This is a genomic window from Alcaligenes sp. GW821-FHT11D07, assembly GCF_058808495.1.
Genome location: NZ_JBXART010000004.1, coordinates 111,730 through 127,988 on the forward strand (window position 1 = coordinate 111,730; position 16,259 = coordinate 127,988).

Genomic DNA, 16,259 nt, shown 5'->3' on the forward strand with positions numbered 1-16,259 from the left:
ATAATCATGCAAAACCGTTTCCCTTATCTATCCGCTTTGCTCATGCTTTCCTGCTTGGGCTCGGGCGCCGCCAAGGCGGATGAGGTGGTGTTGTACTCCTCCAATAACATCGATGTGGTGAACACGGTGATCGAGCAGTTCCGTCAGGTTCACCCCGAGATATCAGTGTCTGTGGTGCGAGCCGGCTCCGGTGCCTTGATGCAACGGATCAAGGCCGAAGCCGAGCAACCTTTGGGTGACTTGTTCTGGTCGGGCGGGTTTTCCACCTTGTCGCAGTATGCCGACTATCTGGCCCCCTATTCCTCGCCCGAAGCCAGTGCGGTGGGCGCGCAGTATCAGGGCGCCGATCAGCGCTGGTTGGGTACCAATACCCATGTCACGGTGTTGATGGTCAATGAGCGCCAGTTGGGCAAGCTCAAGGCCCCGGCCAGTTGGGCAGATCTGGCGGACCCGGCCTGGAAGGGCAAGATCGTCATTCCAGACCCAGAGCGCAGCAGCTCTTCTTACGTCGCCCTGTACGGTCTGCAGGAGTTGATGGGCCAGGACGTATTTGAAAAAGTGGTACGCAATGCCGTGGTGGCCGGGACAACGTCCGGTGCCTATGAAGGCGTTGCCAATGGCGAGTTTGCGATTGCGGTGACGATGGAATACGCCGCCTACCAATATGTGGCCGGTGGCCTGGATACGATTGATCTGGTCTACCCCACAGAGGGCACTTTTTTGTCCCCAGAAGGGATGGCCTTGATCAAGGGTGGGCGTAACCCCGAGCCGGCTCGCAAGCTGTATGACTTTCTGGCTTCCCGTACGGCTCAGCAAGAGGTGTTCAAAAGCGCCTACCGCCGCCCGTTGCGCAGCGATATTGCCGTCAATACGCTAACTAGCTTGCCTGCCATGGATCAGATCCGCGTTCATGCCCTGGACGATGAACGCATGGGTGCCGATCGCGATGCCTTTCTGGCGCGTTGGCGTGCTCTGGTCTCCCAGCGCTAAGCGGGACTCGTATGCAGATACATTTATCAGGCATTGAGCAAAGCTACGGCTCCCAGACCTTGTTTCATGGCTTGAGTCTGGATATTCCCAGCGGCTCGCTGTTTACCCTGCTGGGCCCCTCGGGCTGTGGCAAGACAACCTTGCTGCGCATGTTGGCCGGTTTCGTACGTCCTGACCACGGCAAGGTGCTGTTCGGCCAGAAAGATATGACACGAGTGCCCGTGCACAAACGCAATGTGGGCATGGTGTTTCAGGATTACGCACTGTTTCCGGACCGCAGCGTGCTGGATAACGTCAGCTACGGCTTGCTGGCGCGTGGCCTGTCCCGCAGTCAAGCTCGTAGCCCCGCTCTGGAAATGCTGGAGCGCGTGGGTTTGAAGGACAAAGCGGATGCCTTGCCTTCTGCCTTGTCCGGTGGGCAGCGACAGCGGGTGGCCATGGCACGTGCCTTGGTCATTAAGCCTGACTTGCTCTTGCTGGATGAGCCTTTGTCCGCCCTGGATGCGAAGTTGCGCACAGACCTGCGCGAGATGCTGCGGGACTTGCAGCAGGAAGCGGGTATTACCACCGTGTTTGTCACGCATGACCAGGAAGAAGCGCTGAGCGTGTCCGACTACATCGCCGTCATGGACCGGGGTTGTGTACGTCAGGTTGGAACGCCGAAGCAGATTTACCGCTGCCCGGACAACAGCTTTGTGGCTGACTTTGTGGGGGGTGCCAATCTGATCGAGGTTCAGGAGGAGCTCAGTCAGGCGGCTGATGGCTGCCGTCGTTTCCGGACGTCGGGCTGCATTGTGCGCATCCAGTCTGCCGGGCAATTTTCTGAACAAACGATGTTGGCAGTACGGCCAGAAACCTTGGGTGTGGAGGCGTCGCGCCCGCTGGGCGAAGGCGACATTGCAGCGCGCATCGAGCATGTGGATTACCGCGGCCCCAGTACGGCCTACCAATTGCGCACGGGTTTTGGTTTCCTGAAAGCCGTGGTGTGGAATACCGGTGCCAGTCAGACCTGGGAACGGGGTGACGCGGTGGTATTGCGTGTCCCCGAGTCGGCTCTTTTGGTGGAGCGGACATGATGCTGGGTTCTTTGCGACGCGATCCAGCCTGGCTGATGCTGGCTTTAGGGGCATTAGCCTTGCTGGGCTACTTTTTGTTGTGGCCGGTCTTGTCCATGCTGACCAGTTCCCTGTTCAACAAGGAAGGTCAGTTTGGTTTGCACGGTTACCTGCAGTTTTTCTCGGAACCGGCGTATCGGGAAAGTCTGTTCAACACCTTGTGGCTGGGGGGCGCGGTAACGCTGCTCAGTCTGGTGCTGGGAGCCGGTCTGGCCCTGGCAGCAGCCCGTTTTTCCTTTCCATTGGCCGCCTGCCTGGGTGTCTTGCCCCTGTTGACGCTGGTTATTCCAGATGTGGTGGTGGCCGCGGCCTGGATTGTGGTGCTGGGTAAACAAGGTGTGCTCAATAGCGTGCTGGCTCCCTTCGGGTTCGAGCTGCCCTCCTTGTATTCCTGGTGGGGTCTGGTGTTTGTGATGACCTTGAACAACTACGTGTACGCCTACGTGGCCGTGCTGGTGGGTTTGAAGTCCATGGACCGTAACTTGGAGGAGGCGGGCCTGAGCCTGGGTAGCTCCCCAGGGCGTACCTTGCGCACAGTGACTTTTCCCCTGATGGTGCCGGCCTTGTGCGGTGCGGCGGTGCTGGTTTTTATGCATGTCATCGGGGATTTCGGCGTGCCGGCCATTCTGGGAGCCCGCACCCCGGTGCTGGCGGTCAAGACCTATAACGAGTTTGTCAGCGAGATGGGCGGCAACCCGCAAATGCAGACCACGATGGCCTCTTTGTTGGTGTTCCTGGGCTTGGCCTTGTTGCTGATCCAAAAGTGGGTTGTGGCTCGACGCACCTACCAAATGGAGTCCGGACGAGCTCCGGAACGAGTCCCTTTGCGAGCCTGGCAAGCAGGCGTGTGTGCCACTTTGGTGACGATCTTGATTGTCTTGTCGGTACTGCCCGTGCTGGTGGTGATTGTCACCGCGTTCACGCCCTCTATCGGGCCAGTGCTCAAGTATGGCGGCTTTACCTTAAACCACATGCAGCAAGCGCTGGTGCAGGCTCCCGGGCCTTTGTACAACTCTTTGCTGCTGGGTGCGGCAGCCACCAGTGCCGGTGCCGTGTTCTCCATCCTGGCTGCCTATCTGATCGTAAAACGCCCTTCTGGTCTTACTGCCGGGCTGGATGTGCTGGTCATGTTGCCTTTGACGATTGCCGGCACGGTGCTGGGCATTGCGCTGATTAATGTGTTCAACAGCGGCTGGCTGGTGCTGACCGGGAGCTGGGCAATTATGGCGCTGGCCTACTTCTTGCGCCGGGTGCCCACCAGTGTGCGGGCGGCCATGGGACCTTTGCACAATTTGCGCAATTCCATTGAGGAGGCCTCCATCAGCTTAGGCGTGGCCCCAATGCCAACTTTTGCGCGAGTCGTGCTGCCAGTGGTGTGGCCTGCGGTGATTGCAGCCACGGTGCTGATGTGGATCACGACGCTGTCGGAGTTATCGGCCACGGTGGTTCTGTATTTTGGCGGGATGAGCACCCTGCCGATCGAGGTTTTTCAGTTGGTGGACAGTGGGCGCTTGGCGCAGGCCAGTGCTTATAGCCTGGTGCTCTTGATGGCGATCTTTTTGCCGCTGCTGCTGACCCGTTTCATTTTCAAAGTAAAAGTAGGATGGACACAATGAGCTCTGTGCAATGTCAGGAAGAGATCGCGCTGGCCCAGCGCGTGTTGGGAGCCAAGGCATCGGCCACCAAGGAGATGACGCGTCTGGCCAATCAAATGCGGCAACAGGGGCAGTCGGTCATTACCTTAAGTCAGGGCGAGCCGGATTTTGCGACCCCCGAGCATGTGCGTCAGGCAGCCAAAGAAGCGATTGATCGCAATGAGTCCCGCTATACCGAAGTGGCCGGCACCTTGGCGTTGCGTGAAGCGGTCGTGCGCAAGTTCGAGCGTGACAATGGCCTGCACTTCAGCCCCGATCAGATTCAGGTGGGTTGTGGCGCCAAACAGGCTCTGTATAACGCCTTGCAGGCCACGGTGCAGGAAGGTGACGAGGTCATCATCCCCACCCCCGCCTGGGTGTCTTACCCTGAAATGGTGTTGCTGGCCGGTGGCCAGCCGGTCATTGTGCGTTGCAGTGCGCAAGCCGGTTTCAAGTTGCAAGCCGATCAGCTGGAACGTGCCATTACGCCCCGTACCAAATGGCTGATGCTCAATTCCCCTTCCAATCCTAGTGGCGCGGTGTATTCACGTCAGGAGCTGGAGGCGCTGGAGCAAGTGCTGTTGCGTCACCCACATGTGTGGGTGATGGCCGATGATGTGTACGAAAAAATCCGTTATAGCGACGAGCCCTTTGCAACGCCTGCCGCCTTGTCCCCGCAAATGGCAGCCCGCACCTTGACGATCAATGGTGTCTCCAAGGCCTATGCGATGACGGGTTGGCGCGTGGGTTTTGCAGCGGGCCCCCTGCACTTGATCAAGGCCATGAATCTGGTGCAGTCGCAAGCCACTTCCCACACCAGCTCCATCAGTCAGGCGGCGGCAGTGGCCGCGCTGGATGGTCCCATGGATTTTCTGCCCGAGTTTGTAGAAGCGTTCCGCCGTCGCCGTGACATGGTGGTGGCCGCGCTCAACGCCATGCCGGGTATTGAATGCGATCTGCCCATGGGGGCGTTTTACGTGTTCCCTAGTTGCCAAGGCGTATTGGGTTTGCGAGACCCTGCCGGTCAGTTGATCAGCACGGACAAGGATCTGTGCATGTACTTCCTGCGCAGCGTAGGGGTGGCGGTGGTGCCCGGTTCCGCCTTCGAGTTACCTGGTCACTTCCGAGTGTCTTATGCCTCCAGCGATCAGGAGCTGGAAGATGCGATGAGCCGCATTGCTCAGGCCATTGCTCGGCTGAGCTAAGCCCCTTTCAGGAGAAACAGTGTGAACAGTACAAAAAATCAGGTCTTGCGAGAGGCTTTCTCCCAAGGGCGTTTGATGACGGCAATGGCCGCACATAATCCGCTGGCCGCTCGTCTGGCCCAGGATGCGGGCTTTGGGGCCATATGGGGTAGCGGTTTTGAGTTGTCCGCCAGTTATGCGGTTCCCGATGCCAATATTCTGTCGATGGGAACGCACCTGGAGATGATGCGGGCCATTGCCTCGACCGTGGATATCCCCTTGATTGCCGACATTGATACCGGTTTTGGTAATGCAGTGAATGTCAGCTATGTCATACCGCAGTACGAAGCGGCGGGCGCCAGTGCGATTGTGATGGAGGATAAAACCTTCCCCAAAGACACCAGCCTGCGGGCGGATGGTCGTCAGGAACTGGTACGCATTGAGGAGTTTCAGGGCAAGATTGAGGCGGCCTGCGCGGCACGCCGTGACCCTGATTTTCTGATTATTGCGCGGGTGGAAGCCTTGATAGCTGGCCTTGGCCAAGAAGAAGCCTTAAAGCGTGGGTTGGCCTACGAGCAAGCGGGTGCGGACGCCATTTTGATTCACTCCAAACAAGCCACACCAGACCAGATCCTGTCTTTTGTCCAGGCTTGGACAGGCAAGGTGCCTTTGGTGTTGGTGCCAACGGCCTACCCCCAGCTGACGGAGGCTGATATTGCGCAGTTGGGCAAGGTGGGTGTGGTGATTTACGGCAATCACGCCATTCGTGCGGCCGTCGGTGCCATGCAGGCGGTGTTTGCCCAAATTCGTCAGGATGGCGGTATTCAAAACGTGGATGCGGGTCTGCCCTCCGTCAAAACCATTATTGGTTTGCAAGGCGATGCCCATATGCGTCAGATCGAGGCCCGATTCCTGCGCTAGAAGTGGCAGCGTGGGGCTTCGTATAATGGCTGACGGCCCGATGGCGGGCTTTTAGCCGGATGACTGCGATGCCCCAGCCTGCACAACGCCCTATCCCGGTCACGCTGTTGACCGGCTTTCTGGGCAGTGGCAAAACGACCCTGATCAATCGTGCCCTGCAAGAAGCGCAGATGGCAGACACTTTGGTCATCATCAATGAATTTGGGCAGACGGCGCTGGACCATCATCTGGTGGCGCATAGCCAGGAAAATGTGATTGAGGCCATGGGCAGCGGCTGTTTGTGCTGCACCATACGGCGTGATCTGGTGCAGACCTTGCGCGACATTATCTGGCGCTTTTCGCGGGCGGGTCAGCGCCAGTTTCGCCGGGTATTGATTGAGACGACGGGGCTGGCCAATCCTGCCCCCATTTTGCATACCCTGCTGAACGAACCCCAACTGGCTGGTAAATACACGCTGGATGGGGTGGTGACGGTGGTGGATCTGGAAAACGGGCTGGCGACCTTGGCGCGCCATGGCGAAGCCCAGCGGCAGGTGGCCGTGGCGGATCTGCTCTTGTTGAGCAAGCGCGACCGGGTAGACGCCGCGCAGGAACGCACCCTGCGCCGGCGCTTGAGTGAATTGAATCCTTTGGCGGTGCAGCAGGTTTTGTCCGGCACACAGCCCCTGGCTCCCTTCTTGTTGGGTTTGGGTGCGCAAACTGAGCAAAAACGGGCGTGGAGCCTGGAGGCTTTCGAGCGCTCAGAACAGCATGCTGATCACAGCCACAGCCACAGCCACAGCCACAGCGTGAATGACGATCAGGATCAGGTGCAAGTTCATGTTCAAGGGCAAGGCGACAGCCATGAGCACCCTGCCGATGAGGCCCATGACCTGAACCGTCACGGCCCCTCGATACGTGCATGCAGCGTCGTGCTGTCCCAGCCTTTGGATGCTGAGCCGCTGCAGGCTTGGCTGCTGGCGTTGTGCCAGTGGGCGGGCGAACGCTTGCTGCGTTTGAAAGCGGTGCTGGCGGTGCAAGGCATGGCGCAGCCGCAGATTATTCACGCCGTCCAGCATCAGCTCTACCCCTGGCAATCTGCTTCGCAATGGCCTTGGCCGGACCAACAAGGCCGTATGGTTCTGATTACGCAGGATATTGATGAGGGCGAGTTGTGGGCGCGTTTGCAGTGTCTGGATGCTGCGGTGCGCAGGGTGTCCGAATAAGTTTTAGCCTTGTTGCAGCCAGTGGGGGCTATTTGCAGGGGTGATAACTCCTGCATCGCCTCACACACAGATCGAAAAAAAGGACGCCGAAGCGTCCTTTTTAAAGCCTTCAGGCTGACAACTGTTATTGGGGCTCTACGCCCACTTTCTTAAACAAGGTGGCCCATTGGGGCACTTGCTGTTCGACTTTGGCTTGCAAGGCAGCCGGGTTCGCTTCTTTGTCCATGACGGTCGCGCCCAGGGTCGCCATACGGCTTTGGAAGTCCTTGTCGGCCATGCCGGTTTGCAGCGCTTTCACCAAGGTATCCACGACGGGCTGGGGTGTGTCTTTGGGTGCCCACATGCCGTGCCAAATACCAACTTCAAAATCCTTGAAGCCGGATTCCTGCATGGTGGGTACGTCCGGGAGAGTAGGGACGCGTTGTGGGCTGGTTACGGCGTACACCTTTACTTTGCCCGATTTGATCTGCTGGGTGGTGTTGGTGGTTTGGTCGCACATCAGGTCCACCTGCTTGCCCATCAGGTCTGCAATGGCCGGCGCGGTGCCTTTGTAGGGCACGGTTAGCAGCTCGATGCCCAGCGCTTCAGTCAGCATGGTGCCGCACAGGTGGCTGGCTGCGCCAATCCCGGCATTGGCCAGTGACACTTTGTCCTGATTGTCTTTCAGGTACTGAACCAGTTCCTGGATGTTGTTGGGCGCGAAGTCTTCGCGGGCAATGATGGTCATGGGGACATCGACCACCAGGCCAATTGGAGACATGCCGTTGATGGCGTCGTAGCCCGGTTTTTTATACAGCGAGGGCGCGGTTGAAAAGCCGATGTGCATCAGCAGCACGTTGTAGCCATCCGGTTTGGCACGGGCCACTTGGGCGGTACCAATGGAGCCACCTGCCCCACCCTTGTTTTCAACCACAATGGTTTGACCCAGCACCGGGCGCATGGCTTCGGCCAGTGCGCGCGCCACGTTGTCGGTCGGGCCGCCTGCGGCAAAAGGGACAACCATATTGATGGGTTGTTCTGGGTAGCCAGCAGCCTGTACGGCGCCAGCGCAGGCAAATACCGCGCCCAGACTTAACACCAGCTTGTTCAATGCAACAGCCATGATGCCTCCTTGATAAGGATCACTTATTCTTGTGGGAGATGCGTTTGGCCCGGTCGCTAGATATAACGTAAGCGTAAGGGAGTGGGCTTATTCTACTGAGGCTGGTGGCTTTTCTTTTTCAGGTCTAACCCTAGTAGGAGCCGAAAAAATCGTAGGGGTATACACCTGTAGATCAGGGTATACGGGTCCGGCGCGGGGCCGGACCCCAGGCTTAGTTAGCCGGTGCCGTGTTCTGAACAGGAGTCAGATAGGCGATAAAGGAAACGCTCAGGCTGGCCACAATAATCAGACCGCAAAAGATCATCAAACCTTGGTCCAGACCCAGGTGGTCGGCCAGCCAGCCCAGTCCCAAAATGGGCAGAATGGCACCCAGATAGCCGGTGATGAGGTAAGTAGAGGTCAGACCTGCACGCTGGTGCGGGGGCGAGACTTTCTGCACCACCGACATGCCACCGTACATGCACAGGCCGTGGCCAAAGGCGGTCAGCAGCACGCAGACAATAAACAGCAGCGAGGAGCTGGCCCACAAGTTCACCAGCAGGGCCATACAGGCCAGGGTGAAGGACAGCAGGCCAACCACGACACTGCGTTTGGCCGGCCAGCGGCGGATCAGCAGCTGAAAGCCCGAGGACAGGAACAAGATTATGCCAATAGAAAATCCGCTGGTTGCCGGGCCGTGCCACGGCACCATTTGCGCCATGAAGCTGGGTGCCAGAGAGGCAAACAGGCTGAACATGGCAAAGGCGCAACAGGCCGACAGACAGCCAACCAGATAGGGGCGGCGCAGGTGGCTGGCAGGCAGGGTCAGGCGGGGCATCCAGGTGCGCCAGCTGGCTTTTTCCAGGGGAGCGGGTTGTTTGCCTGCGGGGGGCTTGATCTGGAACAGGGCATAAATGGCCAGCACGCCCAGCAACATGGACGGGACATAGCTGGAGAACAAAGGCTTAGGCATCCACTGCGCAATCAGGCCACCGACGACCGGGCCCAGGCCAAAGCCAAAGGCCAGCATCAGCGAAGTGGTGGCGGCGGCACGCTGTACGTCCCCCCCACGATTGACCTGCCCCAGGCCAATGGAGGCGGAGGTCACAATCATGCTGGAGGCCATCCCTATCATGAGGCGGCTGAACAGAAAGCTGCCCACGTCCCAGGCAAAGGCCGATAGCGTCACGCCGCTGGTAACCAGAATCAGGCCGGTGCGCAGCACCGGCATAAAGCCTTTGATGTCGCTCAGGCGGCCCAAGAACAGCAGCCCGGTCAATCCGGCCGCCATATACGCCACGTACAGCTGGGTGATATGGCTGGCGTTCAGTTCCCAGCGGTCCTGGTAGAGGGGATAGAGCGGGCTGGCCAAGGCTGTGCCCATCACCCCGATACACATGGCGATACTGATCCAGACGTAGGGGTCCCATTTGGTTTTTTTGCCCGCCGGGCGGGTAGTACTTGTCACTGGTTTGGTGGTGTCCGTTTGAGCAGAGGGGGAAGCCAGGCCGGGTTCGATCCGTGCTTTTTGCAAAGCCTGGGCGGGGGCGCTGGCGTGAAAGTCCTGGCAGCTTTGCGGCTCGCGCCAGCTTTCGTGCAGAACCCACTGTTCAGGGGGCTGGTCTTTGCGCAATACATCAAAGCGTAAACAGGCCGTATTGGCTCGCGCTTGTGCGCTAAGTGAGCCTATATAGGCGTCCTGCGCCTGAGGGTCCAGATCGGGGAAATGGTAGTGTGTAGTGCGAAAGTACGTATCGCCCATGCGGCGCAATCCTTGACAGCGGGTTCATTCGGGACCATCAAGGATACTCTTTCGTGCTTGCACTGACATGGCAAATCGCCGTGGCTAGGCAGGCTGGCGTAAATCCAGATGTATATCAGCCACACGTAAAATTTCAGCTTCGTGGTCCGGGTCGCGCCAGGCATCCTGGCAGGCCAGTTGATGCCATTGCTGCATGGCAGGCAGTTCCAGCAAGCGGTTCACATAGTCCTGACAGGCCGGTTCCATTTTCAAACCATAGGTTTGCAGACGGAATACGACAGGGGCATAAAACGCGTCTACTGCACTGAAACGGCCGGCCAGAAAGGGTCCGCCAAAGCGCTCCAGCCCTTCTTGCCACAGGATCTGCAGGCGTTCCAGCTCTCCTTGCAAGCGCATGTCGTGCTGATGATGGTGAGCGCGCAAGGCGACCGCAAAGGGGCACAAATTGCGCAGGTTGGAAAAGTTGGCGTGCATCTCGGCACTGGCACTGCGGGCCCAGGCACGAGCCAGGGGATCAATGGGCCAGACGCCCGGATGCTGCTCAGCCAGATACTCCGTAATTGCCAGACTGTCCCAGATAATCTGCCCATCGGTGTGCAGAACCGGCACCTGTCCAGCCGGGGCCAGTTCATGAAATGCCAAGGTGCTAAAGGGAGGGCCGAAGTTGAACCAGCGCGTCTCAAAGTCTATGCCCAGGTGGCTCATTAATAGCCAGGGGCGCAGGGACCAGGACGAGTAGTGGGGGTTGCCTAGAATCAGGGTATAGCTCTTATTGGGTTTCATGGCGGCACGAGATTCATGATGGTGGTGGTGTTTGCACTGTAGTAGGCTTTGTTCACATTGGGTAGTGCCAGATTGCACTGGACCTTTGGTATGCTGATTTTTTGCCGAATTGTGGGGATGTTTATGGCCTATGACCTGGAAAAACGGCTGGTGATTGGATTGGCATCCAGCGCTTTGTTTGATTTGAGCCAGTCGCATCAGGTTTTTCTGGAGCATGGCGAGGCGGCTTATCGCGACTATCAACTGGCACGCGAACACGAGCCTCTGCGCCCGGGTGTGGCTTTTTCCTTCATCCGGCGATTGCTGGCCCTGAACGACCTCTCGCCCGACGATCCCTTGGTGGAAGTGGTGCTGCTCTCGCGCAATGACCCCAATACGGGCCTGCGCGTGATGAACTCCATCAGCCATCACGGCCTGAGCATTAGCCGCGCGGTATTTTTGCAAGGGGGCGATCCCAACCCTTACATCCAGCCCCTGTCCATCAGCCTGTTCCTGTCGGCCAATCAGGACGATGTGCATCGGGCCGTGCAGCAAGGCTACCCCGCCGGACAGGTGCTGAATTCTTCTTATGAAGACGCGTATGACGACCAACCCATACGCGTTGCTTTCGACTTTGACGGGGTAATTGCCGATGACGAGTCGGAACGCGTGTTTCAACAGCAAGGCGGCTTGCCGGCGTTTTTTGAGCACGAAGTGCGTTTAGTACAAAAACCGCATAATCCCGGCTTGTTGCAGGCGTTTTTGATGAAGTTGGCCCACATCCAGAAGCTTGAGCAGCAGCATCAGGCGCAAAACTCCAGCTATGTCCCGCGCTTGCGTATTTCTATTGTGACGGCGCGTAATGCCCCGGCCCACGAGCGTGTCATCAACACCATGCGCAGTTGGGGCATAGAGGTTAATGAAGCCTTCTTCTTGGGCGGTATTGAGAAACGGCGGGTGCTGGAAGTATTGCAGCCCCATATCTTTTTTGATGACCAGACGACGCACTTGATTCCCACCGCTCAGACCTTGCCGTCCGTGCATATCCCCTTTGGGGTGGTGAATCATCCGCAAGCGCAAGCCGCTAAGACCGGGGCGGCGTCATCTATAGATCCGGCAGCAAGTAGCAGCAAAGACAAAGCCGCGAACTGAGGGTCAGTCAGAGGCGGCTTTATCGTGGGGCACCGTCTTATCAGGTTTGTGCCAGGGCACGGCTGACAGCACGGGCGGCGGGCTGTATCAAGGATGCCAGCGAATCCGGGTTGATGGCTTCAAAGCGTTCCAGACTGCCCAGCAAGGTCAGGCTGCCGAAGATACGTTTGGCATCGTCAAAGATAGGAGCAGAAATACCGGCAATGCCCGGGTTGATCTGTTCTTTGGTGATGCAATAGCCTGCCCGGCGTAGTTCCTGCATATGGGTCGAGAACGTAGGCCATTCCTTGCCCAATTGCTGAACGTAATCGATCTCCTGGTTTTTTTCGTACAGGCGGCGCAGGTGACGGGTAGGCAGATAGGCCGTCACGATGCGGGCGGTGGAGCTGCGAAACATATCCATCGTGCGACCACGGCCAAACAGCAGGTCAAAGCGGTTCGGGCCCGTTTCCTGGTGGGTGGTCAGGATGCGTTCGCCGTACTGCTGGCCGATCAAGACATCCAGCCCGGTTTGCTCCACCAAAGAGCGCAGCAAGGGGCGGCAGCGGCTAACCAGCGGATCAAATTCGCGGATCAGTAAATCCATTTCTATAAAGCGCGGTCCAGGGGCGTAGCCGTCGGGACTGCGTATCAACAAGCCGCTATTACATAGTTCTTTTAAGTATCGATAGGTGGTCGCGGGCGGGTAACTTAGCCGCTCGCAGATGGTCTCCACATCCAGGACCGGCGTATGTGCACCGTATAAGTCCAGAATTTGCAGCATGCGTCTTAGACTATTCATGTGCCCTCGTAGAAACGGAGTTGTTGGTTCTCTATTCTAACCACGCTCTGGGCTGTCAGTGGAGCGCAACAGCGGGCATTGCTTCGACCTACTGGTTTATACCTAAACCTTCGGATTATTCAGAAATTATTCTCAGACTGCGGTAATAATCAGAGACATTCATCCGCTCATCATGCATTTATCGGTTTTGAGCGTTCTGTTTTTGAGCCGGGCCAAGCGCTTGCCCAGTCCGGCCTTTATCGAGGCGGACATGGAGCAGGCTGAGTCCAGTCAGGTGCCCTCTGGCATCAAGAATGTGTTGTTCATCATGTGTGATCAACTGCGCGCGGACCATCTGTCCTGTTATGCGCCGGGCGGGGTGCTGCGTACCCCGAATCTGGACCGCCTGGCGGCCATGGGTATGCGCTTTGATCGGGCCTATGTGAATTCCGCGGTCTGTGGCCCGTCGCGTGCTTCCTATTACACCGGTCGTTATCCCTTGTCGCACCGGGTCACCTGGAACCGTGTTCCCCACCCTATCGACGAACAGTATCTGGGCGACTATCTGGCCCAGGCGGGCCGGGACTGCTATTTGCTGGGCAAGACCCATCACGTCCCTGATCCTGCCGGGGCCAAAGCTGGCCGCTTTCAGGTCCAGCCCGAGGCGGCAGAGCGCTTCTGGCAAGGCGGCTTTACGGCGATCGAGCGCTACGACGGCCACTTTGAGATGGGGCCGGACAGTGAGTACCGGCAGTATCTGCAGGCCAAAGGCTATGACAGCGAGCGCCCTTGGGAAGACTATGTGATCGGCAGCCTGGATGATCAGGGCACGTTTGCCTCCGGCTGGTATATGCGTAACGCCAGTTTGCCGGCGCGGGTCAAAGCGCAGGACTCTGAAACGGCTTATTTTACGCAGCGAGCCATGGATTTCATTACCGCCAAGGGCGCGGAACCCTGGGTGCTGCACCTGTCCTACATCAAACCGCATTGGCCCTATAAAGCCCCTGCTCCCTATCACGACCGCTTTGGGGCCGAGGATGCCTGTGCTCCGCTGCGAGCCGAGCACGAACGCCACAATGCCCATCCGGTTCATGCTGCGTACCAGCAGCATGAAGAATCCCAGTCCTTCGCTAAAGATGAAGTCTGGCGCAGCATCAAACCTGTTTATATGGGGCTGGTCCAGCAAATTGATGATGAAGTTGGCCGTTTGCTGGACATGCTGGAACAGCAAGATCGCCTGAAAGACACCTTGATTGTCTTTAGTTCTGACCACGGAGATTTGCTGGGCGATCACTGGTTAGGCGAGAAAGAATATTTCTTTGAAAACGCCATACGTGTGCCCTTGATCGTGGTGGACCCTCGTGCCTGTGCAGATGTCACACGCGGCCAGGGCAGCGATGCCTTTGTGGAATGCGTGGACGTCACCCCAACCATTCTGGACGCCTTGCAACTGCCTGCTCACGAGCACCGGGTGGAAGGACGCTCCTTGCTTCCCTTGCTGCACGGTCAATCTGACTGGGGGCGGGAGTACACGGTAGCCAGTCTGGACTATGCCTACCGGGAGGCGCGCCACCTGCTGGGCAGAGGGGTTGAAGAATGCCGTGGCCTGATGTTGCGTGATGCCGGGTATAAATACATACACTGGCAAGGCTACCGGCCACAATTATTTGATTTGAAGCAGGACCCCGACGAGCTGCATGACCTGGGCGCAGACCCGGCGCGTGAGGCGGTTTGCCGGCGCATGAAAGAAGGCCTGCTGGACTGGCATGACACCTTGAAAGGACGTGCCAGCGAAAGCTGGGCAGCAGTAGAAAATCGTACCAATGCGCACGAGCGCATGATGAATATCTTGATTGGACGATGGTAAAAGCGGTGCGGGAGGCGCCTGAGGGTGGCTGGCCGCAATCAATAACGATAAGGAGTGGACAATGAAGCAGCTAAAAAACACGACGCTGGCCCTGTTGTTGGCAGGCGTGGGAGCCTTGGCCCCGATGATGGCCCAAGCGGCCTGGCCCAGCACGGATCAGGTGCGTATTGTGGTGCCCTATCCTCCCGGCACTGAGCCCGATATTCTGGCCCGTGACTTGGGCGTGCACCTGAACAAGGCCACCGGCAAGGTGTTCGTAATTGAAAACCGCCCCGGTGCCAATTCAATTATCGGTACCGACAATATCACCAAAGCCAAGGGAGACGGCGCAGCTTTGTTGATGGTGGACAGTTTGGCGGTGTCCACCAATCCCATGCTCTACAGCACCCTGCCCTATAAGTGGGAAACGGACTTGAAGCCCGTCACCACGGTGGCCGGTGTGAACTTGTACTTGCTGGTGCGCAATGACTATCCAGCTAAGGATTACAAAGAGTTCATCGCCCAAGCCAAGAAGGCCAATGGTGATACCAATGTGGGCACAGGCGGGCGCGGTCACGTGACTCATCTGGGCATGGGCCTGCTGGCGCGTGAAGAAGGGGTGGACTTTACCTACATCCCCTACAAGGGCATGGCCCCGGCCACCAACGCTATTTTGGGGGGTGAGACAGACGCCATGCTGGTGGGTGGTATCTTGGCTTCGCAGCACGTCAATGGCGGCAAGGTGCGGATTTTGGCGGTTGGCGCGGACAAGCGTACGGAGCTGCTGCCTAATATTCCTACGGTGCAAGAAGCGGGGGGCCATGCCAATAGCATTCCAACCACCACCTTCGCCTTGTTCGCACCGGGCACAACGCCTGATGACACCGTCAAGGAAATTCAGGAACAGGTGGATGCCGCCTTGAAGACGCCCGAGATGCAGGCCGCTTTCAAGAGCCGCGGACTGGCCCAGTTCTTCACCACTCCGGCTCAAACGCTGGAGCGCGTTCAGAATGACTCCAAAGTCTATTCCGAGCTGATCCCGACTTTGGGTATTCAGCCTGAATAAAGTCTGAATTCTGTATACCCCGCCTGTGGCCTGATCGCAGGCGGGAGCAAGGCTTCATGGATCTGTTTGTGGCAATGGATTGCGGCCGGCAAGAGCTCCCCCTGCCCGATTTAGGCTGGCGCTCGTGGGGGCTTTCAATTTTTGCCATGAGTGCAGCACAACGGCACCCGCTACGCTTCGGCCCTGTCTACGCAGGGTTTGAACGGATAGTGTGGCGTGCCCGGCTGCGTTTTACTGCTCGTTGTAGTCGTGCTGTTCGGAGATCAGCCGCCGCAAGGTGGTTTTAAGCGCACCGACGTCCAAGGGTTGCAAGCGTTGCACCACTTCTTGCTCGTGCAAGCGGGCCTTGGCGATCAGACCGGAAATCAAGGTTTGGCCTTCTTCGGTGATGCGCACCAGCGTAATGCGGCGATCCACATCGTGGGCAACACGGCGCAGCAAGCCCTGTTTTTCCAGCCGGTCCAGCAAGCGAGTCACGGTAGGTTGCTTGGTCGTGGCAATACGCGCCAAGTGACCAATGCTGACCTCGCCCGCACCCGACAGGGTAGACAGGACACGCCATTCGGAAATGGACAAACCGTTGCTCAGAACAACTTCGTGAAACTCGGCAGAGATTAACTGGCTGGCCTGGGCAAGCAAGGCGGGCAGGTAGTTTTCGACAAATACAGTGTCGTGTTCGGTGGGGCTCATGGTGCGTTATTGTCGTTACAGGCTAGTGGGTGCCACGAGGCTTCATAGGCTTGAGGCAGGGGCCGGCAGTCATGGTTGACGGCCCCGCGCG

General features: G+C 58.1%; 14 protein-coding genes. 9 read left to right on the top strand and 5 right to left on the bottom strand.

Features of this window, described 5'->3' with window-relative positions; all coding sequences use genetic code 11:
• The first annotated feature begins 6 nt into the window (after nucleotides 1-6).
• The 6 genes from AC1RSM_RS17275 (at nucleotide 7) to AC1RSM_RS17300 (ending at nucleotide 7,049) form a co-directional block, all read left to right on the top strand.
• The gene (locus tag AC1RSM_RS17275) at nucleotides 7-990 is read left to right on the top strand and encodes an ABC transporter substrate-binding protein (RefSeq protein ID WP_492933809.1); all 984 of its coding nucleotides are present in this window, start codon (nucleotides 7-9) and stop codon (nucleotides 988-990) included.
• A gap of 11 nt (nucleotides 991-1,001) precedes the next feature.
• On the top strand, nucleotides 1,002-2,066 hold the full coding sequence (locus AC1RSM_RS17280) for an ABC transporter ATP-binding protein (RefSeq protein WP_492933810.1): 1,065 nt from the start codon (nucleotides 1,002-1,004) through the stop codon (nucleotides 2,064-2,066).
• On the top strand, nucleotides 2,063-3,721 hold the full coding sequence (locus tag AC1RSM_RS17285; protein ID WP_492933811.1) for an ABC transporter permease: 1,659 nt from the start codon (nucleotides 2,063-2,065) through the stop codon (nucleotides 3,719-3,721). Before AC1RSM_RS17280 ends, AC1RSM_RS17285 begins: the two co-directional genes overlap by 4 nt.
• Nucleotides 3,718-4,944: a pyridoxal phosphate-dependent aminotransferase gene (locus AC1RSM_RS17290; protein ID WP_492933812.1), complete on the top strand. Its 1,227-nt coding sequence runs from the start codon at nucleotides 3,718-3,720 to the stop codon at nucleotides 4,942-4,944. The genes AC1RSM_RS17285 and AC1RSM_RS17290 overlap by 4 nt, the downstream gene beginning before the upstream one ends.
• Before the next feature lie 21 nt (nucleotides 4,945-4,965).
• Nucleotides 4,966-5,844 carry a phosphonopyruvate hydrolase gene (locus AC1RSM_RS17295; protein ID WP_492933813.1) on the top strand — a complete coding sequence of 293 codons (879 nt, stop codon included), beginning with the start codon at nucleotides 4,966-4,968 and terminating at the stop codon, nucleotides 5,842-5,844.
• Nucleotides 5,845-5,912: 68 nt separating this feature from the next.
• Nucleotides 5,913-7,049, top strand: a complete 1,137-nt coding sequence (locus AC1RSM_RS17300) for a CobW family GTP-binding protein (protein WP_492933814.1) — start codon at nucleotides 5,913-5,915, stop codon at nucleotides 7,047-7,049.
• Between the two features lie 124 nt (nucleotides 7,050-7,173).
• Here AC1RSM_RS17300 and AC1RSM_RS17305 read toward each other — a convergent pair whose 3' ends face one another.
• The 3 genes from AC1RSM_RS17305 to AC1RSM_RS17315 all read right to left on the bottom strand — a co-directional run bounded on the left by AC1RSM_RS17305 (nucleotide 7,174) and on the right by AC1RSM_RS17315 (nucleotide 10,675).
• Complete coding sequence (locus tag AC1RSM_RS17305; protein ID WP_492933815.1) at nucleotides 7,174-8,151, bottom strand: tripartite tricarboxylate transporter substrate binding protein BugD; 978 nt, start codon at nucleotides 8,149-8,151, stop codon at nucleotides 7,174-7,176.
• Between the two features lie 211 nt (nucleotides 8,152-8,362).
• Nucleotides 8,363-9,892, bottom strand: a complete 1,530-nt coding sequence (locus tag AC1RSM_RS17310; RefSeq protein ID WP_492933816.1) for an MFS transporter — start codon at nucleotides 9,890-9,892, stop codon at nucleotides 8,363-8,365.
• Nucleotides 9,893-9,976: 84 nt separating this feature from the next.
• The gene (locus AC1RSM_RS17315) at nucleotides 9,977-10,675 is read right to left on the bottom strand and encodes a glutathione S-transferase family protein (protein WP_492933817.1); all 699 of its coding nucleotides are present in this window, start codon (nucleotides 10,673-10,675) and stop codon (nucleotides 9,977-9,979) included.
• A 123-nt stretch (nucleotides 10,676-10,798) separates the two neighbouring features.
• Here AC1RSM_RS17315 and AC1RSM_RS17320 point away from each other — a divergent pair, with 123 nt between their 5' ends.
• Nucleotides 10,799-11,806, top strand: coding sequence for a 5'-nucleotidase (locus tag AC1RSM_RS17320; protein ID WP_492934005.1), 1,008 nt, complete (start codon nucleotides 10,799-10,801; stop codon nucleotides 11,804-11,806).
• A gap of 40 nt (nucleotides 11,807-11,846) precedes the next feature.
• On the opposite strand, the gene AC1RSM_RS17325 is transcribed toward AC1RSM_RS17320, so the two are convergent.
• Entirely contained in the window at nucleotides 11,847-12,587 is a 741-nt protein-coding gene (locus AC1RSM_RS17325) for an IclR family transcriptional regulator (protein WP_492933818.1), read from the bottom strand.
• Nucleotides 12,588-12,837: 250 nt separating this feature from the next.
• Here AC1RSM_RS17325 and AC1RSM_RS17330 point away from each other — a divergent pair, with 250 nt between their 5' ends.
• Nucleotides 12,838-14,433 (top strand): sulfatase-like hydrolase/transferase, encoded by a 1,596-nt coding sequence (locus AC1RSM_RS17330; RefSeq protein WP_492934006.1) that lies wholly within the window; start codon nucleotides 12,838-12,840, stop codon nucleotides 14,431-14,433.
• 61 nt (nucleotides 14,434-14,494) lie between these two features.
• Nucleotides 14,495-15,478, top strand: a complete 984-nt coding sequence (locus AC1RSM_RS17335) for a Bug family tripartite tricarboxylate transporter substrate binding protein (protein ID WP_492933819.1) — start codon at nucleotides 14,495-14,497, stop codon at nucleotides 15,476-15,478.
• Between the two features lie 231 nt (nucleotides 15,479-15,709).
• Here the strand turns inward: AC1RSM_RS17335 and AC1RSM_RS17340 are convergent, their stop codons facing one another.
• Nucleotides 15,710-16,168 (bottom strand): MarR family winged helix-turn-helix transcriptional regulator, encoded by a 459-nt coding sequence (locus tag AC1RSM_RS17340; protein ID WP_226349102.1) that lies wholly within the window; start codon nucleotides 16,166-16,168, stop codon nucleotides 15,710-15,712.
• Nucleotides 16,169-16,259 lie beyond the last annotated feature (91 nt).

Bases quoted from the DNA above. Each gene is read 5' to 3' on its own strand.
- AC1RSM_RS17285 (WP_492933811.1), top strand. From the start codon at position 2,063: ATGATGCTGGGTTCTTTGCGACGCGATCCAGCCTGGCTGATGCTGGCT.
- AC1RSM_RS17300 (WP_492933814.1), top strand. From the start codon at position 5,913: ATGCCCCAGCCTGCACAACGCCCTATCCCGGTCACGCTGTTGACCGGC.
- AC1RSM_RS17310 (WP_492933816.1), bottom strand. From the start codon at position 9,892: ATGGGCGATACGTACTTTCGCACTACACACTACCATTTCCCCGATCTG.
- AC1RSM_RS17330 (WP_492934006.1), top strand. From the start codon at position 12,838: ATGGAGCAGGCTGAGTCCAGTCAGGTGCCCTCTGGCATCAAGAATGTG.
- AC1RSM_RS17340 (WP_226349102.1), bottom strand. From the start codon at position 16,168: ATGAGCCCCACCGAACACGACACTGTATTTGTCGAAAACTACCTGCCC.
- AC1RSM_RS17320 (WP_492934005.1), top strand. From the start codon at position 10,799: ATGGCCTATGACCTGGAAAAACGGCTGGTGATTGGATTGGCATCCAGC.
- AC1RSM_RS17325 (WP_492933818.1), bottom strand. From the start codon at position 12,587: ATGAATAGTCTAAGACGCATGCTGCAAATTCTGGACTTATACGGTGCA.
- AC1RSM_RS17290 (WP_492933812.1), top strand. From the start codon at position 3,718: ATGAGCTCTGTGCAATGTCAGGAAGAGATCGCGCTGGCCCAGCGCGTG.
- AC1RSM_RS17315 (WP_492933817.1), bottom strand. From the start codon at position 10,675: ATGAAACCCAATAAGAGCTATACCCTGATTCTAGGCAACCCCCACTAC.
- AC1RSM_RS17335 (WP_492933819.1), top strand. From the start codon at position 14,495: ATGAAGCAGCTAAAAAACACGACGCTGGCCCTGTTGTTGGCAGGCGTG.
- AC1RSM_RS17305 (WP_492933815.1), bottom strand. From the start codon at position 8,151: ATGGCTGTTGCATTGAACAAGCTGGTGTTAAGTCTGGGCGCGGTATTT.
- AC1RSM_RS17275 (WP_492933809.1), top strand. From the start codon at position 7: ATGCAAAACCGTTTCCCTTATCTATCCGCTTTGCTCATGCTTTCCTGC.
- AC1RSM_RS17280 (WP_492933810.1), top strand. From the start codon at position 1,002: ATGCAGATACATTTATCAGGCATTGAGCAAAGCTACGGCTCCCAGACC.